General features: G+C 75.6%; 18 protein-coding genes. 11 read left to right on the top strand and 7 right to left on the bottom strand.

Annotated elements, in window-relative coordinates; genetic code table 11:
• Positions 1–597: a TetR/AcrR family transcriptional regulator gene (locus K1J57_RS34085; protein WP_220562187.1), complete on the bottom strand. Its 597-nt coding sequence runs from the start codon at positions 595–597 to the stop codon at positions 1–3.
• Positions 598–660: 63 nt separating this feature from the next.
• Between K1J57_RS34085 and K1J57_RS30825 the strand changes: the two genes are divergently transcribed.
• The 9 genes from K1J57_RS30825 to K1J57_RS30785 all read left to right on the top strand — a co-directional run bounded on the left by K1J57_RS30825 (position 661) and on the right by K1J57_RS30785 (position 12000).
• A complete protein-coding gene (locus tag K1J57_RS30825; protein ID WP_220562186.1) occupies positions 661–1191 on the top strand; it encodes an SRPBCC family protein in 531 nt (176 codons plus the stop codon).
• A gap of 41 nt (positions 1192–1232) precedes the next feature.
• Positions 1233–1766: a hypothetical protein gene (locus tag K1J57_RS30820; protein WP_255646730.1), complete on the top strand. Its 534-nt coding sequence runs from the start codon at positions 1233–1235 to the stop codon at positions 1764–1766.
• A gap of 115 nt (positions 1767–1881) precedes the next feature.
• A complete protein-coding gene (locus K1J57_RS30815) occupies positions 1882–2664 on the top strand; it encodes a hypothetical protein (protein WP_220562185.1) in 783 nt (260 codons plus the stop codon).
• A gap of 129 nt (positions 2665–2793) precedes the next feature.
• Positions 2794–3462 carry a TetR/AcrR family transcriptional regulator gene (locus K1J57_RS30810; protein ID WP_220565907.1) on the top strand — a complete coding sequence of 223 codons (669 nt, stop codon included), beginning with the start codon at positions 2794–2796 and terminating at the stop codon, positions 3460–3462.
• Between the two features lie 82 nt (positions 3463–3544).
• Complete coding sequence (locus K1J57_RS30805) at positions 3545–3952, top strand: MerR family transcriptional regulator (RefSeq protein WP_220562184.1); 408 nt, start codon at positions 3545–3547, stop codon at positions 3950–3952.
• Positions 3952–4920, top strand: a complete 969-nt coding sequence (locus K1J57_RS30800; RefSeq protein ID WP_220562183.1) for an aldo/keto reductase — start codon at positions 3952–3954, stop codon at positions 4918–4920. Before K1J57_RS30805 ends, K1J57_RS30800 begins: the two co-directional genes overlap by 1 nt.
• A gap of 338 nt (positions 4921–5258) precedes the next feature.
• Positions 5259–9134 (top strand): hypothetical protein, encoded by a 3876-nt coding sequence (locus K1J57_RS34080; RefSeq protein ID WP_220562182.1) that lies wholly within the window; start codon positions 5259–5261, stop codon positions 9132–9134.
• A gap of 230 nt (positions 9135–9364) precedes the next feature.
• Positions 9365–10429, top strand: a complete 1065-nt coding sequence (locus K1J57_RS30790) for an SEC-C metal-binding domain-containing protein (protein WP_220562181.1) — start codon at positions 9365–9367, stop codon at positions 10427–10429.
• A gap of 233 nt (positions 10430–10662) precedes the next feature.
• Positions 10663–12000, top strand: coding sequence for a DUF5685 family protein (locus tag K1J57_RS30785; RefSeq protein ID WP_220562180.1), 1338 nt, complete (start codon positions 10663–10665; stop codon positions 11998–12000).
• 171 nt (positions 12001–12171) lie between these two features.
• Here the strand turns inward: K1J57_RS30785 and K1J57_RS30780 are convergent, their stop codons facing one another.
• The 6 genes from K1J57_RS30780 to K1J57_RS30755 form a co-directional block, all read right to left on the bottom strand.
• Positions 12172–13764, bottom strand: coding sequence for a hypothetical protein (locus tag K1J57_RS30780; protein ID WP_220562179.1), 1593 nt, complete (start codon positions 13762–13764; stop codon positions 12172–12174).
• A 552-nt stretch (positions 13765–14316) separates the two neighbouring features.
• Positions 14317–14811 carry a S24/S26 family peptidase gene (locus K1J57_RS30775; RefSeq protein WP_220562178.1) on the bottom strand — a complete coding sequence of 165 codons (495 nt, stop codon included), beginning with the start codon at positions 14809–14811 and terminating at the stop codon, positions 14317–14319.
• Complete coding sequence (locus K1J57_RS30770; RefSeq protein ID WP_220562177.1) at positions 14808–16742, bottom strand: ABC transporter ATP-binding protein; 1935 nt, start codon at positions 16740–16742, stop codon at positions 14808–14810. Before K1J57_RS30770 ends, K1J57_RS30775 begins: the two co-directional genes overlap by 4 nt.
• Positions 16742–17299 carry a redoxin family protein gene (locus K1J57_RS30765; RefSeq protein ID WP_220562176.1) on the bottom strand — a complete coding sequence of 186 codons (558 nt, stop codon included), beginning with the start codon at positions 17297–17299 and terminating at the stop codon, positions 16742–16744. Before K1J57_RS30765 ends, K1J57_RS30770 begins: the two co-directional genes overlap by 1 nt.
• A gap of 15 nt (positions 17300–17314) precedes the next feature.
• Complete coding sequence (locus K1J57_RS30760; protein ID WP_220562175.1) at positions 17315–17878, bottom strand: MauE/DoxX family redox-associated membrane protein; 564 nt, start codon at positions 17876–17878, stop codon at positions 17315–17317.
• A gap of 84 nt (positions 17879–17962) precedes the next feature.
• Positions 17963–18178, bottom strand: coding sequence for a hypothetical protein (locus tag K1J57_RS30755; protein ID WP_220562174.1), 216 nt, complete (start codon positions 18176–18178; stop codon positions 17963–17965).
• Positions 18179–19065: 887 nt separating this feature from the next.
• On the opposite strand from K1J57_RS30755, the gene K1J57_RS30750 reads away from it, so the two are divergent.
• Together K1J57_RS30750 and K1J57_RS30745 are read left to right on the top strand one after the other, a co-directional pair.
• Complete coding sequence (locus tag K1J57_RS30750; protein WP_220562173.1) at positions 19066–20010, top strand: SDR family oxidoreductase; 945 nt, start codon at positions 19066–19068, stop codon at positions 20008–20010.
• A 40-nt stretch (positions 20011–20050) separates the two neighbouring features.
• Entirely contained in the window at positions 20051–21400 is a 1350-nt protein-coding gene (locus K1J57_RS30745) for an MFS transporter (protein ID WP_255646728.1), read from the top strand.
• Positions 21401–21983: the final 583 nt, after the last annotated feature.

The raw sequence follows: 21983 nt of genomic DNA, 5'->3' as shown, positions 1-21983 counted from the left end.
TCAGGGCCGGGGTGCGAGCAGCCGGTGTGCTGCGTCCGCGGCCGCCTCCTCCGCTTCGGCCGGGACCTCCCCGCCCTCGGTCAGATGCCGGCGCACCAGGGCCAGGGGCAGGTCCACCACCGCCGTCCGCACCCGCTCCAGGGCCGCGCCGACCGGTTCCCCGGGCGCGCGCAGCCGTTCGGCGACCTCCGCGAACGCTGTTCCCAGCCGGGCGTTCCCCCCGTCCCGCCGCTCCCGCTCGGCGGGCGGCCACCGCTCCGCCTCGAAGTCGGCGTCCGAGTACAGCAGGACGCGTGCCCGGTCCGGGGCGGCCCGGCTCCAGGCCGGCACGTGCCGGGCCGCGCCTACGGCCGCCGCCAGCGGGTCCCGTGCGGCCAGGGCGGCGAAGCAGCCCTCCTGGAAGTCGGCCAGGGCGGCCAGCCGGACGGCCGCCAGCAGCGCGGGCCGACCCGGGAACCGGTGGTAGACCGAACCGCTGGGCGCCCCCGCCTCCCGGGCCACGGCCGCCATCGTCACCGCCCCGGGCCCGCCCCGGGCCGCCAGGGCGGTGGCGGCCGCCACCAGGACGTCGGAATCGAAGCGCGCGGGTCTTCCCATAGGGGCGACTGTATGCTCCACTTGGTTTTAGAGACACCTCTCTAAAACAAGGAGTCCGCTCCCATGCGTGTCCGCAACCTGCACCTGCGCCACCTCGCGGCATCCCCCGACCGGGTCGGCGCCCTGCTCGACGGCCTGGCCTCGGCCGCCGACCCCCTCTGGCCCGCCGACCGCTGGCCCGCCCTGGTACTGGACCGCCCCCTGGAGGTCGGGGCGGCGGGCGGGCACGGCCCCGTCCGCTACACCGTCGCCGCCTACACCCCGGGGCGGCACGTGCGGTTCCGCTTCACGGCCCCGCGCGGGTTCGACGGGTTCCACGAGTTCACCGTCGAACCCGGGGAGGACGGCACCGTGCTGCGCCACCTGCTGGTCATCCGGGCGCACGGCCCGGCCCTGCTCACCTGGCCGCTGGTGTTCGGGCCCCTGCACGACGCCCTGCTGGAGGACTGCCTGGACCGCGCCGAGCGCGCCCTCACCGGCACCGTCCGCGCCCCCGCCCGGTGGAGCCCGTACGTCCGGCTGCTGCGCGCGGCGGCCGTGCGCGCCGGCCGGCGGCGCGACAATCCCCTGGGCGCCCGGGCGGCCCGTCCCTAAGATGGGCGGCGGCGCGCCATCCACACCCCCTCAGGAGACCCGTGTCCCACCTTCCCCTGCTGTTCCTGGACGTCGACGGCCCCCTCAACCCGTTCCGGGCACCGGGCGAACGCCGCCCCGACGGCTACACCACCCACCGCCTGCGCCCCCGGGGCTGGGAGGACGCCCCCAAGCCCCTGCGCGTGTGGCTGCGGCCCGACCACGGCGAGTACCTGCTCGCCCTTCCCTACACCCTGGTCTGGGCCACCACCTGGGAGTACGACGCCAACACGATGATCGGCCCCGTCATCGGCCTGCCCGAGCTGCCGGTGGTCGAGCTGCCGCACTGGTCCGACGCCACCGACGGGCTCTGCTTCAAGACCGCGACCCTGGTCGAGTACGCCGACGGGCGGCCCTTCGCCTGGGTCGACGACATGATCACCGACCGGGACGTCGACTGGGTGCACCGCCGCCACCCGTCCTCGGCCCTGCTGCACCGGGTGGACCCGCGGATCGGGCTGCTCGACGCCGACTTCCGGAGCCTGGAGGAGTGGCCGCCGGCCCGCCTGGCCGCCGCCCTCCCCGAGGACGACTGACCCCCGCGGGGGCGGCGACCGCCGGCGCCCTTCCCCCGCCCCCGGGCGGCCGGTGCCCTACGAACGGGCCCCGGCGTCCTGGCGGCGGGAAACGTCCCACCTCTACCCTGGGGCCATGCACGCGACCACGGGCAACGACGCCCCCACCATCACCATCCCCACCACGCACAACGGCCCCGACGGCTCCGGCAACGGCGGCTACAGCGCCGGACTGCTGGCCGCCCGCCTGACCGCCGTCGGCGGCCCGGCCGTGCAGGTCACCCTGCGGGTCCCGCCGCCCCTGGGCCGACCGCTGGCCGTCGAGGAGGAGGACGGAGCGCCCGTGCGGCTCGTCGACCCCGAGGCCGCCGATGCCAAGGCCCGGCTCGTCGCCGAGGCCGAGACCGTCACCGCCCCCGACACCCCCGCGGTCCCCGGCGAACCCGTCGACCCGGCCGCCGCCCGGGAGGCCGAGGGCCGCTACGCGGGCCTGGACCGGCACCCCTTCCCCCGCTGCTACAGCTGCGGAACCGAGCGCGCCGAGGGCGAGGGCCTGCGCCTGTTCGCCGGACAGGTCCGCGCGGGCCACGGCCCCGACGGGATCGGCAACACCGTCGCCTGCACCTGGACCCCGCACCCCTCCCTGGACGACGGCACCGGCGCCGTCGGCCTGCCCGACGTGTGGGCCGCCCTGGACTGCCCCGGCGGCTGGTCCAGCGACGTCGCCGGCCGCCCCGCCGTCCTGGGCCGCATCACCGTCCAGGTCCTGAGCGCCCCCCGGATCGGCCGGACGCACGTGGTCGCCGGACACCTGGACTCCGTCGACGGCCGCAAGATCCGCACCGGCAGCGCCCTGTACGACGCCGACGGGCTGCTCCTCGGCCAGGCGTGGGCCACTTGGATCGCCCTGCGCGGCTGACCCCGGGCCCGCCGCGCCGGGGACGGACCCCGCGAACCCCCGCGGGACCGCCCCCGGCGCGGGCACCGGACCCCTCGGCAACCTCTAAGCTCGAACGTTGTGGCCTACCAAGACGTGCGGCGGACCCCGATGACCGACAGCGACGACGCCCCCGGCACGGCGCCCGTGTCGGAGACCCTTCCCGCGCCCCGCGCCCGCGGCGGGCGGGGGAGCGGACGCGGGCGCGACCCCGAACGCCGCCGCGCCATCCTCGACGCCGCCGACCGGGTCATCCAGCGCGACGGCCCCGACGCCTCCATGATCGCCATCGCCGCCGAGGCCGGGATCAGCAAGCCCATCCTCTACCGGCACTTCGGCGACAAGAGCGGCCTGTACAGGGCGCTCGCCTCCCGCCACGTCGACCCCCTCATCGAGCGGATCCGCGACGAGCTGCACCGGCACACCGAGTTCGACGTGCGCGCCCGGGCCACCGTCGGCGCCTACCTGTCGATGATCTCCCAGAATCTCAACCTCTACCGCTTCCTCATGGACCGGGCCACCTCCGAGGACCAGCGCACCCGCAGCGACCTGGGCATGATGGTGCGCCGCATGGGGGAGGAGCTGGCCGAGCTCCTGGTCGGCGAGGGCCGCATCACCGGGCGGCTGCGCGCCCAGATCACCGCGCACGCCGTCGTCGGGATGGTGCAGGCGGCGGGGGAGTGGTGGCTGGAGCACCCCGAGGTCGGCGAGGAGGAGATCATCGACCACCTCACCGCGGCGGTGGTCGGCGCCGTCCAGGGCAGCAGTGACCGGGCCTGACGCCCGCGGGAGCGCGCCGCCCGGGACCCCGTTCGGCGGCGGCCCTTGACCTGGAGTGCACTCCAGGTCCCATGCTGGACCCGTGAAGGACTTCTACACCCCCGGGGAGATCGCCGAGCGCTTCGATCTCACCCTCGACACGCTGCGCTACTACGAGAAGGCCGGGCTGCTGCGCCGGGTGGACCGGGCGCCCAGCGGCCACCGCCGCTACCGCACCGACGACGTGGAGCTCCTCCACCTCATCCGCTGCCTGCGCGACACCGACATGCCCATCGCCCGCCTGCGCGACTTCGCCGAACTCGTCCGCGCGGGCGACCAGACCATCCCCGAGCGCCTGGACGTGCTCCAGGAGCACAAGAACCGGCTCGACGCCCGCATCGCCGAACTCATCGACCGCCAGGGCGCCATCGAGCACAAGATCGACTACTACCTCGGCGTCCTCTCCGACCGCGCCGCCGAGACCGCGCACACCCTCAAGGACGGCGACTGATGCGTTACACCGAGATCGGCGGCCGCAAGGTCAGCGCCCTGTGCCTGGGCGCCATGAAGTTCGGCAGCCAGACCGACGACGCCACTTCGGCGGCCCTGCTGGACCGGTTCATGGAGGCGGGCGGCACCTTCGTCGACACCGCCGACTGCTACCAGTACTGGGTCGACGGCTTCGAGGGGCACGAGAGCGAGACCTTCCTGGGCCGGTGGCGGCGCGAACGCGGCATCACCGACGAGGTCTTCATCGCCACCAAGCTCGGCGCCCAGCCCACCGTCCCCGGGGGCGGCCCCGAGTCCTGGGAGGGGCTGTCCGCCGGGGCCGTCGCCACCGCCGTCGAACGCAGCCTGCGGCGGCTGGGCACCGACCGCCTCGACCTGCTGTACACGCACAAGGAGGACCCGGCCACGCCGCTGGAGGAGACGATGGCGGCCCTGTCGCGGGCCGTCGACGAGGGCTCGGTGGCGCTGCTGGGCATGAGCAACCACCGCACCTGGCGGCTGGAGCGCGCCCGGGCCGCGGCCCGGGTCCACGGGCACCGGGTGACCGCGCTCCAGTACCGGTACAGCTACCTCCAGCCCCGCCACGAGGTGCAGCTGGAGTCCCCGGGGTTCACGCACGTCACCCCCGAACTGCTGGACTACGTGAACGCCGAGAAGGCCGCCGGGCGCGACCTGGTCCTGACGGTGTACACCCCGCTGCTCCACGGCTCCTACGCGCGCCCCGAACGCGCCGCCGAACTCGGCCCCGCCTACGACCACCCCGGCACCCGCAACCGGCTGGCCGCGCTCGACGAGGTCGTCCGGCAGACCGGCGCCACCCGCAACCAGGTGGTGCTGTCCTGGCTCATCGGCGGCGGGATGGTCCCGGTGATCGGGGTCAGCGGGACGGGGCAGCTGGACGAGGCGGTGGAGGCCGCCGACCTCGAACTCACCCCGGAGCAGCGCGAGACCCTCGACGCGGCCCACTGACCGGCCGCGGCCGCGGTGCGGGCCCGTTCCGGCGCGCGGGGGCGGGCCGGAACGGGGGCGGGCCGGGGCACGGCCGGAAGCGGACACCCGCGGGCCCCGCGCGCCGCGGCCGACGCGCGCCGGGCCCGGGGCCGGGCGGGCCGGACCGGATAGGGGCAGGTGGGAGCGGCCTCCCGGGGGTGACCGGAGACCCCCGGGACGCGAGTGACGCCTGAGCAACGGCGGACACGGGCCGTGCACATGTTCGCGAACACGGTTTTTACCGGCGTTTGACCGGATACCTTCCCTAGAGGCGGCGGTCGGATCCCACCGCCCGGGCGACCCGCGGGGAGGGGCACTTGCCGGAGAGCACGTACCACCAGATCCACTTCGCCTGGGCCGATCCCACCCTGCTGGGGCGCGTCGGCCCCGGGCCCGCCTCCTCCTCCCTCGCCGAGGACGAACGCCTCACCCTGCGCGCCTGGCGCAACCGCCTCCAGCCGGCCCTCACGGTCGACTACCGGGTGTGCATGCCCGACCCGGCCGAGCACCCCGAGACCCTGTGGGTGCGCGCCTACGAGGACGGGCAGGCGGCGCTCGTCTACCGCTGGCCGGGGGACGTGGAGTCCGCGCACGCCTGGGCCATCGTCGGCCCGGCCGAGGGGCTCACCCTCCCGCGCGTTCTGAGCCTGCACGAGAACCCCAACACCCGCCCGCACCGCACCCGTCCGCCCGCCCCGGGGTGGGCGGCGATGCCGGTGCTGGACGCCCCAGAGCCCTGGGAGCGGTCGGCGGCGCCGGGCGCGGTGCGCGCCCGCGACCGCCGCGCGGCCGACCTCGCCGCCCCGGGCGGGGAGGAGCTGCTGGCGCTGGGGGTCGCGGCGGCGCTGGAGCGGCCCGACCTGCCGGTGCGGGTGTTCCTGGACCCGGGACGGGCGGACCTGTGGAACGCGGTGCAGCTGCGCTTCCTGTGGGGGCTGCACCGGAGCCTGTACGAGGTGCTGAGCCCGCGCGGGACGAGCCCGGCGCCGGGCTGGGAGTGGTCGCTGTCCACGTACGACCCGGTACTGGAGGAGAGCCGACAGCACATCGTCTTCGGGCCGCCGACGGGGGCGGCGGGGCCGCTGCTGCGGATGCCCGGGGCCGGGTTCCGGACGGTGGCCGAGCGCCTGGTGGGCGTGCTGCGCGAGGAGGGCGGGGACGCGCTCGCGGAGCACCTCGCGGAGCGGGGCGTTCCGGACGCGCCGACGTTCGGGGAGCGCCGCGACCTCCTCACCGACTGGCTGGACCCCCGCCCGTTGGCACCCCGTGCCGGGGACGGGAGCGAGGACGGTGATGACCGGCCGCTCGCCGCGGCGGTCGCCGCCGACGGTGCGGAGCCGGGCGCCGAGGCCGCGCCGGACCGCTTGCCGGAGCCCTCGGTGAACGCGCCTGTGCCGACGGTGCCCGCGGCGAAGGCGTCCGCGGCCCGCCCGGAGGGCGCCGCCCGCCTCCGCCGCTTCGTCACCGAGGGCGCCTTCGGAGGCGAGGACACCGACTCCCCGGGCCCTAACGGCCCCGCCGATGCGTCCGCTGCTTCCGACGACCGGAACACCGGTCTCCCCTCCGGTGCCGAGCACACGGAGGGGCCGGTCGCCCCCGGTGGTCCCGCACGTCCCACCGGCCCTGGGGGCCCCGCCGACGACCCACTGGAAGCCGAGCCTCTTCCCCGGGAATCCGCAGGTCCGGGCGATTCAGCCGGTCCCGAACGCGCCGCGGCTGACGAGGACGCAGGTGATGAGCCGCCGGTGGCCGAGCCCCTGCCCCGGCTCCCTGAGGATTCAGGGCCTGCGGGCAGCGCTCGCTTCTCAGGGGCCGGGAAGGCTGCCGAGGTCGCACCTGCGGATGCCCTCGACGTTCCCGATGGTCCCACCGGCCCCGTGGACCGCACGGACAGCGGCGGCAGCGCCCCCTTCACATCGGCCATCGATGGCGACTCGATGGGTCCCGGCGATCTCACGGGCCCCGCGAGTCACACAGGTTCCATGAGCGCGGCCTTCGGGCCTGTTGATGGCGGAGATTCGGTCGGCCCTGCCGGCCCGACAGAGGCAGACGACGATCTGCCCGAAGCCGAACCCCTGCCCCGCGTTCCTGTCGATTCTGAACTCGCGGGCAGCGCTCGCCTTCCGGGGATCGGGGAGGCTGCCGAGGCCGTGCCTTCGGATGCCCTCGACGTTTCCGATGGTCCCACCGGTCCCGTGGATCGCACGGACATCGAGAGTGCGCCTTTCATGTCGGCTGACCTCGACGGTCCCACCGACCCCACGGGTACCGCGAGTGCGGCCTTCCCTGCCGGCGGCAGAGATTCGGTCGCCCGCACCGGTCCGGCAGAGGCGGACGACGATCTGCCCGAGGCCGAGCCCCTGCCCCGTGTTCCTGCCGATTCGGGGCCTGCGGGCAGCGCTCGCTTCTCCGGGGGCGGGGAGGCTGCCGAGGTCGCACCTGCGGATGCCTCCGACGTTCCCGATGGCCCCACCAGCCCCGTGGGTCGCACGGGCAGCGGGAGTGCGCCCTTCACGTCGGCTGACCCGGACGGTTCCACCGACACCGTGGGTCGCACGGACACCGGAAGCACGCCCCTCACGTCGGCCGACCGCGACGACCCCACCGACCCCATAGGTCGCACGGACACCGGAAGCACGCCCCTCACGTCGGCCGGCCTCGACGGCTCCAACGACCCCACGGGCCGCACGGGCAGCGGCAGCGCACCCTTCACCTCGGCCGACCCGGACGGCCCCACCGATCCCACCCGCATCACGAGCACCGAAGGGCCAGCGGGACCCTCCCGCTTCGCGGACCTCACGGACACCGCCGCGGCCGACGACGATCTCCCCGAGGCCGAATCCCTCCCTGGTGACACCGGCGGCGGTTCCGCGCCCCTGTCCTCCCCGTTCCGTAAGGCGTCCCCGGCCAGAGACCTCCCTGCCCGGGCCTGGGCGTCCCGGGAGGCCGCCGCCGAGGCAGCCTCGGCCCTGCCCGAGGTCGAGCCGCCCGGCACCGACGAGACCGGCCCCCAGGCACCCCCCGAGCCCTCGGTTCCCAGCGGCCGGGCCGCCGTGGAGCCACCCGATTCCAGCCCCGATCCCGACCCCGGCCCCGAGGAACCCCTCTGGCCCGGCCTCGCCCCCGCCTCCTCCGGAGGGGCGGACCCGGACGAGGCCCTGTGGCCGTCCACCACCCCGACCCCCGGCAGCGGAGCCGACGACGGTGCCCCCGGCCCGCACCGCCCCCGCATCGCGCCGACGCACACCGAGACGGCCACCGGCCCCGGCCCTGAGCCCTCCTCCCCGGACGACCGCCGACCGGGAGAGGGGCGCCCGCCGCGCATCTTCGACACCCCCGAACCCCGCAGGCCACGCATCGCCCCCGCCGTCGATCCGGAACCCCCGCGGGACCCCGAGCCTCCAAGGGATCCCGAACCCCCCGCCTCCGCCCGGCGTTCCCCCTCGCCCATCCGCACCGGCCTCTTCCGCAAGCGGACCACCCGCCGCGACACCCCCGCCGGCGGCACCTCCCGCGCCGAGGAACCGGACACGCCCCGCCCGGACGGCCGGGTCCGCGCCCTCGCCGAGGGCGCCTTCGGGGGCCGCCCCACACGGTCGACCCCGCAGCCCCCCGACCCCGAGGAGTTCCCGCCCGCCGCGGAGCGCACCCCGGACGAGGCCCCGCCCCTCTTCCCCGACACCCCCGAGCCCGATGCCGCCGCCGCTCCCCACCCCGAGCCCCCCGGCACCCCCGACTACGCCGCCGAGACCGCCCCCGAACCCTCCGAGCACGTCGCCCCGGAGGACAACTGGCCCACCCAGTACGTCGACCTCCCCCTGGACCGCCTGGAGCGCTGGCTCACCAAGTACGGCCCGGAGGAGGCCCGCATCGACCTCGTCGACGCCCGCGCCGCGGTGCGCGCCGAACGCTCCGAGCTCCAGCGCGTGCGCGACGAACGCGACCACTACCACGCCGAACTCCAGGACTCCCGCCGCGAGGTCGCCCGCCTGGACCGTTCCTGGATCGATCGGGAGGACGACGACGAACCCCTCGCCACCGGTTCCCCGCAGCGCCGGTGGCCCGTCCGCGCACTGGTGGCGCTGCTCCTGTTCGCCTTCCTCGTCACCGGCCTGGAAGCCGGGGCCCGCTTCGGCGTCGGTGCTCTCGACCTCCTCGGGCGACTGGCCGACGCCTCCTGGTGGCCGCTCTGATCCGTCCGGGAGGTCGCGCCGCCCACCCCCGTACCGACCGGCACCGGCGGGGCGGCGGCCGCCCCGGCCGGACGCGTCCCGTCCGATGCCGCTCTTGCCCGGGCCGACTCCCGCAGCGCGGCCGACCCGCGTGCGGCCGACCCCCTGAGCGGGCTGTGACCTTCCGCCGCTTTCCCCGGCCCCGCCCGCGTGCGGCGCGGCCGGGGGACACCCGCTCCTAACCTGGAGGGATGACAGGAACACCGCCGGTCCCCGCCGCCCTCCCGCAGCCGCTGCTGGAAGCGGTCCACGCCCTTCCCCTGCCCGAGCACCGGCGCGTCGCGCTCGCCGCCGCCCCGGACGCGCACCTCCTCCTCGACGCCGCGTTGGACCTGGGCGACACCGACCCCGACGGTGCCCGCGCCCTCCTCGACGCCCTGCGCTCCCACGCCCCGCAGGAGGCGCACCGCCAGTACGCGACCCACGCGCTCGCCGTCCTCCTGCGCCGCCAGGGCGACGCGGACACGGCCGACCGGCTCATCGCCGGCCTCCTCGACTCCGGCCGCCTCGACCGGGTCCTCGCCCTCCTCCTCGCCGAGGAGTTCGCCGCCGACGGCGCCCTCGAACGCGCCCTGAACTGCTACAACATCGCCTGCCGCAGCATCCTGACCGGCCCGGCCGAGACCGTCGCCGACCTCAACCGCATCGGCCTGATGCCCCTCCTGGGCCGGGCCGCGGTCCGCGAACGCCTCGGCCTCACCCCCGACGGCCACGACCTGGCCGCCCGCGAGGCCGACCGCCACCTGCCCGACGCGGCCGCCGAACTCCGCCGCATGGCGGGCGACACCACCGCCCCCGACCTCCCCCTCCCCGAGGCCTTCTCCGGCTCCTTCCCCCAGGACACCGCCGACCCCCGCCCGATCCCGGAGACCGTGCGCGAGAACCACGCTTTCTTCCCCCACCCCGCCCTGGGTGAGGCGCGCGAACGCGGCCTGCTGCCCGCCGACCCCGGTTCCGGCTCCGGCGACCCGGCCGCCCACCACCACGCCGTCGAGCTCACCCTGCGCGCCCAGGCCCGCGGCTTCCCGGACGTCCGGCTGGGCACGATCCCGGTCACCCCGGCCGAGATCGCGGACTTCGCCGCCGAACACGGCCTCGACCCGGCCGACCCGGGCACCCTCCGCGCCTGGGTCTCGGCGGTCCCGGCGCCGGATTCCCCGAACGTCGCGCCCTGGCCGCCCGAGCGCAACCACCCCTGCTGGTGCGGCTCCGGCCGCAAGTACAAGAAGTGCTGCGGCTCCGCCTCCCTGCGCTGACCCGCCAGCCCGGTCCTTCGCCCGCCCGGCTCTCCGTCCGTCCGGCCCCCGACCGCCCGCCCCTCGGCGGCGCCGGGGCGGACCGGGGCACGGCGCGCCCCCTGACCGGGCAGCCCCAGGTGGGCGCCGGGGGCGGCACCACCGCCCCCGTTCGCGTTCCGCCGGAACCCGGAGCCCGTCCACGGCATCGAACCGTCGTCCCATCGCGACGATCCGGAAGTGAGATGGCGCCCGTGTTCGGAATCCTGCGCCCCTGTCGCCACACCCTGCCCGACGGACTGGCCGACGAGTGGATGGCCCACATGTGCGGGCTGTGCCTGGCCCTACGCGACGACCACGGCCAGGTCTCCCGGATCGCCACCAACTACGACGGCCTGGTCATCTCCGTCCTCACCGCCGCCCAGGCCCCGGAGCAGGCCGGGACCCGCCAGGCCGGACGCTGCCCGCTGCGCGGCATGCGCGGGGCGCAGGCCGCCGACGGCGCGGGCGCCCACCTGGCCGCAGCGGTGTCCCTGATGCTGGCCTCGGCCAAGATCACCGACCACATCGAGGACGGTGACGGCGTCTACGCCCGCCGCGGCGTCCGCGCCCTCGCGGGCCGGATGGCCGAACGCTGGCGGCGCGGCGCCACCGCCTCCGGCGACGGGCTCGGCCTCGACGGCTCCGCCCTCCTCGCGGTCATCGACCGCCAGCGCGAACTCGAACTCTCCGCCGGGCCCGGCACCGACGTCCTCACCGTCACCGCCCCGACCGAGGAGGCCACCGGCGAGGCGTTCGCGCACACCGCCGCCCTGGCGGGCCGCCCGGCCAACGCCGAGCCGCTGCGCGAGGCGGGCCGCCTCTTCGGCCGCATCGCCCACCTCCTCGACGCCGTCGAGGACCTGGAGGAGGACCGGACCCGCGGCGCGTGGAACCCGCTCGCCGCCACCGGCACCGGCCTGGACCGGGCCCGCGAACTGTGCGACGACGCTGCGCTGGGCGTCCGCCTGGCCCTGGCGGAGACCGCCTTCACCGACGACCGCCTGGTCCGCGCCCTCCTGGAACGCGAACTCGGCCGCGCCGTCGACCGCGTCTTCTCCCAGGCAGGCCACCACCCTCCCGGCCACGGCCACCCGCACCCCGGACGGCATCCGCACCCGGGACAACACCCCCACCCCGGGCAGCAGCCGTACCCCGGTCAGTACCCGGCCGGTGGCCCGCACCACCCGCAGGGCCACCACCCCCACGGCCACCAGGACCAGAACCGCAAGCGGCGCCGCAACGACAGCGGCACCTCCGGCGACGGCTACGACTCCTACTCGTCCGGCGGAGGGGACCGCGGCGGCCGCGACAAGGACGGCGGCGGCTGCTGTGAGTCGTGCACCTGCGGAACGCCGCAGCTGCACCACCCTCCCAAGCGCCGGGGCCCCATCGCCGGCTGCGCGGTGGCGCTGTTCATGTGCTGCACCTGCCAGCTCTGCTGCCGCGACCCCCACCCGGGGCCGTGGTCGGGCAAGCGGCGCGACGCCTGGTGCGACGGCTGCGACTGCCCGGACTGCAACTGCGACTGCTGCTGCTGTTGCTGCGACTGACCGCGGTCCCGCGGTTCCCGCCGGCCTCTCCGGCGGGGCCCGGCGCCGGGCCCGGGCCCCTCTGGGCGGTGGCCCGGCACCGGTCGGCCACCCCCGGCGGCGGGCGCCCTGGGAGACGACGAACGCCCGGCCGAGTGCGGGGGAACGGCCCGGCCCGCGCGCTCCCGCCCCTCAGCCCCGACGGGCTCGGGCCCTGTCCGCCGCCCGGCGCGCGGCCTTCGCGACCCGGGCGTCCGGATGCAGGCGGCCCAGCGCCTCCAGGGCCGTCAGGGCCCCGGGGTGGTCCACCCGCCACACCCGCTCCTGCCCGGACAGGAGGATCTCGCCGAGGACGTCCGTCCCCTCCCCGGACCCGGGGCCGAGCAGTTCCCCGACATGCTCCTCGCCCAGGGCCAGCAGCCCGGACACCGTGTCGATCGTCCACCAGGGGCCGTACTCGGCGAGCAGGTCCAGATGCTCCCCGGGCGGGGTCCCGGGCAGGGCCATCAGCGCCCCGGCCGCCAGGCCGGCCACCTCGGCGCTCGCGGATCCGAGCAGGGCGCGCAGCTCCGGCGCTGCCCCATCGCCCACCGCGACCAGCACCGACACCCCGACCGTGCGGCGCAGCGCCCCCCGAGGCCCGGGCTCGGCGGCCGCGGCCGCGATGTCCCGGACCGCCTCGGCGGCCGTACGCTCAGCCAGCCACGGCCCGATCTCGGCGTCGTGCCGGGGCGGGGGCAGGGCGCTCAGCCTGTCGAGGAGACCGGCGGTCCCGGAACCGGAGCCCCGCCCCGCGGCTCCGGCATCCCGGCCCCCGGCACCTGCGCCGAACGCGCCGACCCCGTCGCCCCGGTCGGCCCCGGCGCGCGGGGCGGGCACCGCGCCCCCGGAGACCGGTTCCCCACGCGGTCCGTCCCCGGGCCCCAGCGACCGCATCCCGTGCCGCCCCAGCGCGGTGAGCACCACCGCGCCGTCGACCGGCTCTGTCGACACCGCCTCCTGGGCGCCCGGCCAGAGCGGCAGGGGCGAGCGCCCGCGGCCGAGCCGGTGCGGGACCAGGAGCCCGGCGGGGGAGGCCCCGACCAGCCGGACCGCCCCGACCCGGGCCAACCGCACCACACCGGCGTACACCGTCTCGGCCGCCACCGCGCGGGCCCGGCGCTCCGGCTCCGCCGGGCGGCGGCCGCGGCGCAGGTGCCACGCCAGGTCGACCAGCCGCGTCAGCGGGACCGCGGTGCCCTCGGGCACCTCCCGCAGCACGTGCAGGACGGCCGGCAGGGCCTCGCCCCCGCCGACCTCCCGCCCGGGGACCTCGTCGCCCTCGACGGCCGACAGGAACAGGGCCTCCCACACGGGCAGGAGCCCATCGGTCCGCCCGTCCGCGAACCCGGGGGCGGGGCGCGCCTCCCGGGAGTCCACCTCGATGACCCCCAGCTCCACCGCCGCACGCCACAGGGCGGCGAACTCCGGCAGGTCCCCGGCGCAGCCCAGCCTCCGCAACCGGTCGGCGCGATCGGCCGCGGCAGCCTCCGTGACCGCGGGCCACAGACCCAGCTCCTCCACCGCGGCGCGCACGTCGTCGGCGCCGAGTGCTCCGGCACGGGTCAGCGGCCTGCACGGGGAGACCCACCGGGCCAGGTCCAGCAGGTCGCACAGGGGAACGGTCCGCGCGGCGGCCCGCGCCGGCCCCGTCCCGTCCGGCAGCGCGAACGCGACGCGGCCGCCCATGCCCCAGCCCGACATCGGCAGCGACTCCTCGAATCCGCCGTACCCGGGTTCGGCCACGACCCCCCGGGCCGCACACTCGCCGACACCCCCGGTGCCGCCGCCGGTCCCCGCCGCCGAGGGGTGCGCACCCCCGGGGGCGACCCGCGGCCGGACCGGCCGACCGCCGCCCGTGCCCGCGTACACCATTCCCGCCCCCGCTCCATCGCACCTTCCGCGATGACCGCGTCACCGCGCGCAACGACCACCGTTCTACCGCCCGCGGGGCGGCTCCGGGGGCGGTTTCGTGCAATCCGAGCCCATATTCCGCAACGGTCCGCCCCTATCCGGCACGGGTCCCCGCAACAACCCGCACCCGCCCCTCCCCGTAGGCCGAAACCCCGCCCGCGCCGACCGGCTCCGATACGCGTCCGCTCCGCCGACGGCGCGCCTGCCCGGCGTGGGCCGGTCGCAGACCTCGGCACATCCCGAGGCTCGCCCGCCTCCGCTCCGCCGACGGCGCGCTTGCCCGGCGTGGGCCGATTGCAGGACTCGGCACATGCCGGGTCCCACCCATCGCGTCCGCTCCATCGGCGGCGCGCCTGCCCGGTGCCGACCGGTCGCAGGCCCCCGTCACACCCCGGGAGACCCGCCCGCCGCCTCCTGCCCCCCGGAAACGGACGCCATCCGCCGGACCACCACCCCCAGGACCTGCCCCTCCGGGCAGGGCCCGTGCACCCGGGAGTCCGTGCTCAGCACGTTGTCGCCCAGCAGCGCCACGTGCCCCCGCGGGCACGCCCCCCGGAGGCCGACCTCCACCGGGTACCGGTCGCCTCCCAGGGCGACCACCCGCTTGATGTACCACCCCCGGCCGGCGACCCTCCCGTCCAACGGGGCCGCCCCGCGCCAACCGGTCACCGGGTCGGGCTCGCCCACGACCACCACGTCGTCCGCCGCCATGCCGGACACGCCGCGCCGGACCAGCACCCGGTCCCCGGGCCGGTAGGTCGGCTCCATGCTCGTCCCCCGCACCGTGATCACCACGTAGCGGCTGCGCAACCGCCAGGCCGCCGCCCCCAGGGCGGCGAGCGCCAGCACCGCCGGCCCCAGCACCGCGACCACGATCACGCCATCACCTCGTCCGGTTCCGCGGGAGGGCCGCCGGGTGCGTCGCCGGGCGCGTCGCCGCCGGTGTACCCCTCCGCCTGGAGGGAGAACAGCCGGGCGTACTCCCCGCCCCGGGCCATCAGCTCCCCGTGGTCGCCCCGCTCGGTGACCACACCGTCCTCGAGGACCACGATCCGGTCCGCTCCGCGTACCGCGCCCAGCCGGTGGGAGATCATCACCGTCGCCGCCCCTGTACGCAGGGCCCGCAGCCGGTCCTGGACCTCCCGCTCGGCCTCCGGGTCCAGTCCCGAGGTCGGCTCGTCCACGATCAGCAGGTCCCGGCCCCGCCGCATCATCGACCGCGCGATCGCGAGCTTCTGCCACTGGCCGCCCGACAGGGTCGTGCCCGACTCCGTGTCCTCGTCCCCGTCCTCCGACTGGTAGAAGACGCGGGAGAGCATCGTGTCGTACCCGTGCGGCAGGTCCCCGATGAACCCGTCCGCCCCGGCCGTCCGGGCGGCCTCGCGGATCCGGTCGCCGTCGTCCCCGTCCTCCAGGGCCCCGAGCGCGATGTTCTCCCGTACCGGCAGCTCGTACGACATGAAGTCCTGGAAGACCGCGCTCATCCGGCTCCGCAGCGCGCCGAGGTCCATCTCGCGCAGGTCCGTCCCATCCCACAGCACCCGGCCCCGGGTCGGGTCGTACATGCGGCACAGGAGCTTGACCAGGGTGCTCTTGCCGGCGCCGTTGAGCCCCACCAGGGCCAGCGACCCCTCCGCGGGGATGGTCAGCGACACCCCCCGGAGCACCCACGGCCCGTCGTCGGTGTACCGGAACCACACGTCCTCCAGCTCGATCCCCTCGCGCAGCCGCCCGACGGGACGCGGATCGGCCGGGACCGGGAGGTCGGAGGGGGTGGAGACGACGTCCTGGTAGTGGCCCATCAGCAGCAGGGCCTGGTAGGCGCCGGTCAGGCTCCCGACGATGCCGCCCAGGGACGACTGGACCCCCGCGACCGCCGCGATGAACGCCGACACGTCGCCGATCGTGAACTCTCCGCGCAGCGCGCCCGCCACCATCCACACCAGGCCGCCCGCCGACACCAGCGCGCCCAGCAGGGCCAGGGGCCCGTGACCGAGGACCGTTCTGCGGTCCAGGCGTTCCTCGGCGCCGTTGATCCGGAGCAGCTCACCGCGCATCCGCCGCAGCAGGAACCCCCCGGCGCCGAACAGGCGGGTCTCCTTGATGGCCGCCGGGTCCAGCATCAGCTGCTGGTAGAACATCTGCCGGCGCATGCGCGGACTCATCCGCCACAGCATCCCGGCCCGCTCGCGGTCGAGCATCATCTGCACGAACAGCATCGGCAGTGCGGACACCACCGTGATCGCGGTGATCACGGGGCTGATGGTCAGGAGGATCCCGAGGAAGCCCGTGATCGTCAGTGCCCAGCGCACGGTTCCGAACAGCGACCCGAGGATCTCCTCCGGAGCGGTGGTCGCCGCCGTCTGCGCCATCCGCAACCGGTCCAGGAACGCCGGGTCCTCGAACCGGCGTAGCCCCGCGATCCGGTCGACCGCGCCGTACAGGCGCTCCTGCACGAGCAGCGCCACCGCGCGCTTCAGGCGCGAGCTCAGGTAGGTCAGCACGTACTCGGACAGCGCGGAGACCAGGGTGAACATCCCGAGGAGCACCACGAGCAGCAGGGGCGCCTCCGCCAGCGGCCCCGGGACGCCTTCGGCGCCGTCACCGGCCTGGAGGATGTCCAGGAGCCACTTGGTGACGAGGGTGGCCCCGGCGGGGAGGACGCCGGCCGCCACCGTCAGGACGGAGTACAGGACCAGCGACCAGGGGGCCGCCCGCCAGGCGATCTCCAGCGAGCGGAGGGCCCGCGCACACGCGGCGCGCGGGCCCATCCCGTCCCGTGGGGCGGACCCGGGCGCGTCCGAGGGCATCAGGCCTCCAGGAAGGCGGCCGCGACGCTCCTGACCTCCACACCGGAGCGGACCACCACACCGTCGGCGTCGGCGAGGATGACGGCGGGGATGCCGCCGGGGGAGAACGCCAGGCCGACCTCGTCGCCGAGGCTCTGCATGACGATGGTGGCGTGCCCCTCCAGGACGGAGGTGTAGGCGTCCGCGTCGGCCTCGGGGTCCTCGTGCCCCACGAACGCGATGACCTGCTCGGGGGACAGGCCCGCCCGCCGGGCGAAGTCCACCAGGGGCTGGAGCTGCTTCTTGCAGGTGCCGCAGCTCGTGTCGAAGAACGCGTACACCGCCCGGTCGCCGAGCCGCTCCTTGGCGGAGATCTCGACCCCGTCCCTGGTCGTGGCGGTGAAGTCCGGGACGGGCCGGCCGGCCGGGACCTCCTCCAGGTCCGGGAACTCGGGGAACGCCCCTCCCCGCCCGGGGGCCTCCAGTTGGCGCAGGCGGCGCACCAGCGCCATGGTCAGCACCAGGTTGAACAGCGTGAGAGCGGTCAGTACCACGACCGCCGCGACGAGGACTCCCATCACGTTCTCCAGGTTCTATGCGTGGGGGAGGGGCGCGGACGGCGTGCCGCCCGCCCCGGGGCCGAAGAGGTCGACGAGGTCGTCGAAGTAGAACGTCACCGCCGTGACCGCGACGGCGGCCGCCAGCATCACCGCCGCTCCGCCTGGGGGCGGAAGCGCGGGGCCGAGCGCGAGGGAGCACCCCAGGCCGGCGGCGGCGAGCACGGTCAGTACGGCGTTGCGCCACACGTGCGGCCACCCCAGCGCGGATTCGGCCTTGCCGAAGCACGAGCACGTGACGGCCTTCTCCGCGCGTACGGAGTACAGGGCGAGCAGGGCGAAGGCCGTGAACAGAACGGTGGCCGCGATGAGGGCGGGCACCCTCGCCCACGCCCCGGCGAGCAGGGCGGCGCCCACGAGCAGTTCGACCGCGACGTGCGCGAGGGAGGCGGCACGGGCGGGGAAGCGCGGGACACGAAGGCGTTCGGCCAGGTCCGCCCAGGTCCGGAGGTTGGCGTCACCGCGGACCTTGGACAGCCCGGAGGTGAGGAGGATCCCGGCGACCGCGGTCTGCAGGAAGAACGTGGTGAGTACGAGCAAGGGGGTCCGCTTCACGGTTCGCGGGGGCGGGGGAGGAGGGGCGGGCGCGGCCCCGCCCTGCGGCGGGACCGCGCCGACCAGGGGTCAGCAGTCGCAGGCGATGGTCACCCACGAGCTGCAACGGGCATCGCCGCCCTGCAGGCAGCACTCGCGGCGCTGCCGGTACACGCGCCGGGGACAGGTGCTGCTGACGCAGCGGTACTGGTAGCCGCACGGGGCGGCGGCCGCCTGGGCCTCGGCCCGGGGGGTGAAGCGTTCGAGGATCCGGTCGGCGAAACGAAGGAGGGGGGATGCCTTCATGGGACAACCTTTCTCTCACCACGCCCTACTGCGGGGTGATGGCAGAACCTTAAAGGTTGAATGTCCAATTGCGCCAGGTTCGTTGGCTCGGTCTCCAGAAGTTAACACGGGCAACGGGAACTGCAGGAACAACAGAAACCGCAGAAACATTCGAAACAGTGGAAACGGCGGGACCGGCGGGAACAGAGGTCGGTGGAACCGTGCATTCCATGATCCCATCAACCGAGGTGCGGCGGGGGCCTTGCCTGGTTGGGGAGGTGTCGCCGCCCGGCGCCGGGCGGGCCTGGCGCGGGGGCCTTTCCCGCTCCCCCGGGGTATCGACGCGTTTCCGTAGCGGAGTCCGGTTCCGATGGCTCCGCGCACATAAAAAAGCGAGTGGCTGTATCGCTTTTTCATTCCCCCCTGGTCCTCGGAAAGTTCGGGAAACCCGGTGATCATCCGTGAGTGCGGCGTTTTTCGGGACGTGGTACCGGAACGGTGATGGGAATTCCGGCCCCGGTCGCCCCCGTACCGCCGTCGGCATCCACTCGCTCCTCGCGGGCTCCCTGAGGGTTCCCCCGGGCCCGGTGCCCCGACCGCGACGAACCCCGCAGGGACCGCAGGGGAGGCCCGGCGAACCTGTGATCGCGAGGTCCTGGATAGGCCCATGCCGCCCGCCCAGGATCGGTGCCACGGCTCGAACGGGACCCCGGGACGCGATCGGACGCGTCGCCCACCACCACCCGGCCCCGGGCCGGACCGGCCGCGGGAGACCACGACCGGCGCCCCCGGCGGCACCGGCGGCGCGACCGCCCGCACCGGCACCGCCCGCACGGGCCGAAGACCCCGGGCCCCGGCGGCGACAGCCCGCCGACCGCCCCGCGACCACGACACCGAGGAGCAGGACCATGCCACGCCGACCCATCCACATCACCATGCCGGACCTGACCGGGAAGCGCGCCGTCGTCACCGGCGCGAGCGACGGGATGGGCCTGGGAATGGCCCTCCAGCTCGCCGCGGCGGGCGCCGAGGTGATCATGCCGGTCCGCAACCCGGACAAGGGCGCGGCCGCGATCGCCGAGATCCGGAACACCGCGCCCGGCGCCGACGTCTCGCTGCGCAGCCTCGACCTGTCCTCGCTCGACTCGGTCGCGACCCTCGGCGACACCCTGCGTCGGGAGGCCCGGCCGATCCACATCCTCATCAACAACGCCGGCGTGATGCGGCCCCCGGGGCGGCAGACCACGGCGGACGGGTTCGAGCTGCAGTTCGGCACCAACCACCTCGGCCACTTCGCCCTGGTCGCCCGCCTCCTCCCGCTGCTGCGCGCCGGCCGGGCCCGGGTCACTTCGCAGATCAGCGTGGCCGCGCGGCGGGGCGCCGTCAACTGGGGGGACCTGAACTGGCAGCGCTCCTACGACGAGATGCGCGCGTACAGCCAGTCCAAGATCGCGCTGGGGCTGTTCGGCCTCGAACTGGACCGCCGCAGCACGGCCCACGGCTGGGGCATCACCAGCAACCTCTCCCACCCCGGGGTGGCCCCGACCAGCCTGCTGGCCGCCCGCCCCGAGCTCGGCCGCAGTGAGGACACCCCGCACATCCGCCGGATCCGGGCCCTGTCGGCCCGCGGGATCCTGCTGGGCACCCTCGAGACCGCGAAGCTGCCCGCCCTCCTGGCCGCGACCGTCCCCGACGCCGGGCGAGGCGAGCTCTACAGCCCCGCCGGCCCCGGCCGGCTCGGCGGCCCGCCGGCCCGGCAGCGGCTGTACCCGCCGCTGCGCAGCGAACAGGAGGCCGCGCGCGTCTGGCGGACCTCGGAGGAACTGACCGAGGTCGCCTTCCCCGCCTCCTGACCGCCGCCCGCACCGCCACCCCACAGCCCACGGAGGCCGCATGAGCACCACAGCCCCCCGCCCGCCCCGCCCCAGAAGCCCCTGGTGGGTGATCATCGGCAGCGGCACCGCCAACGCCGTCGGCCCCCAGATGTACCTGGCCACCATCGGCCTGTTCGTACTGCCGATCGCCGAGGAGACCGGGTTCGGCCGCACCACCGTCACCGGGGCGTTCTCGGTCGCGGCGGTCGGGATGGCCATCGGCCTGGTCGTCGTCGCACAACTCGTGGACCGCTTCGCCGCGCGCTACATCCTCGTGCCGGGCTTCGTGCTGTTCGCGGCCTCGATGGCGCTGATCGGCCTGGTGCCGCCCATCGAGTGGGCCTACCTCGTCCCCTGCTTCTTCGTGGGCCTCTTCGGGGCCGGAACGGCCGTGCCCGCCACCCGGGCGGTGGTGAGCTGGTTCGACAACAACCGCGCCCTCGCCGTCGGGGTCGTGACGGGCATCATCGGACTGGGCTCGGCCCTGGCCCCGCTGCTGGCCGGAGCGCTCATCGAGAACGTCGGATGGCGGTCGGCGTACGGCCTCATGGCCCTGGTCTCCGTCCTGGTGTCGGTCACGATGGTCACCCTGTTCGTGCGCGCCCGCGCCGAACACCACGTCCGCGGACGGCTCGTCCGGGAGACCCGGTCCCGCGGACGCGACGTCAGCCTCGAATTCCCCGGCCTGACCGTCGGCGAGGCGCTCCGCACCCGGCGGTTCTGGGCCGTCGCCCTCGGCCTGGGCCTGGTCGGGGTCGTCGTCTACGGCCTCCAGGTCCACCTCGTGCCGATGATGACCGACCGCGGGCTCGCCCCCGAACAGGCGGCCACCCTGCTGGTCGTCTTCGGCCTCGCCTCGCTCGTGGGCCGGGTCGTCGGCGGCCTCCTCCTCGACCGCGTGCACGCGACCGTCGTCGGCCCGATCGTGATCCTCGCCCCCATCGCCGGCATGCTCTTTCTGGAACCGCCCTTCGGCGCCGCCGCGGTCGCGGTCGCCTTCATCGGCGTCGCCTTCGGCATCGAGGGCGACCTGCTCGCCCTGCTCATCACCCGCTACCTGGGCACCCGCCACTTCGGCCGGATCCTGGGCCTGGTCCAGGCCGCGTTCCTCCTCGGCAGCGCGCTGGGACCCCTCCTCCTCGGGCTCGGCTACGACCTGCTGGGCTCCTACGACCCCGTCATCCCCGTCCTCATGGGCGTCCTCGTCGCCGGCGCCGTCCTCATCGCGACCCTGGGCCCCTACGCCCACCCGGCCGTCGACGGCTTCGACCGCCTCGCCGCCCGCGACGAACTCGCCGCCGCCGAGGTCCTCAGCGACATCGCCGGCAGCGGCCACCCCGACCGCCCCCGGGCCCGCCCCCACACCTGACCGCCCCACCCGCCCGGCCACCCCGCCCGGGCGGACGCCCCACACCGAACTCCTCCACCAACGTCCCCTCTGGTGACCCGCACCTCTCTCAAGCTCGCGAATACGGGACCGATCGAAGACCACGCGCGTCGACACCGACGTCTCGCCCCGGTTCCGCACCTGCCTTTTCCCTCCTCGTACCGGCCCCCGTCCTCACCGCCTCGCCCGTCGGCCGAGCGGACTGGAACGAACGAGAACCGGCGGTGAAAGCAGGGACAATGTGCCGCCAGGAATGCACAGGGCACCCGCGGAGCACTCGCTTCGTGGGCCCCGCACCCCACCTGCTGGGCCGTTGTGCACGGCTTCGAGAACCACGACACGGGCAGAGAGAAGTAGAGGACATGGCGGGGTTCGACCGATCCGCGCCGGGACCTGGCTTTTGTGCTCCGGTTGGCGGCGGACGGTTACCGGGTCGCGCGATCCTCTACCAGACCCCGAACGAGCACATCGGCGTGATGGGCTTCACCGGGCCGGAACCCTAGCAGCAGAAGCCTTCGGCCCTGCGGTTCCGGTTCGTCCCTGGTGCGGGGTTGAGGACACTCGG

It is taken from the genome of Nocardiopsis sp. MT53, from assembly GCF_019598965.1.
GTDB lineage: Bacteria > Actinomycetota > Actinomycetes > Streptosporangiales > Streptosporangiaceae > Nocardiopsis > Nocardiopsis changdeensis.
The sequence above is the reverse complement of the archived record's forward strand: the minus strand, read 5'-3'. Positions and strand labels throughout refer to the sequence as shown.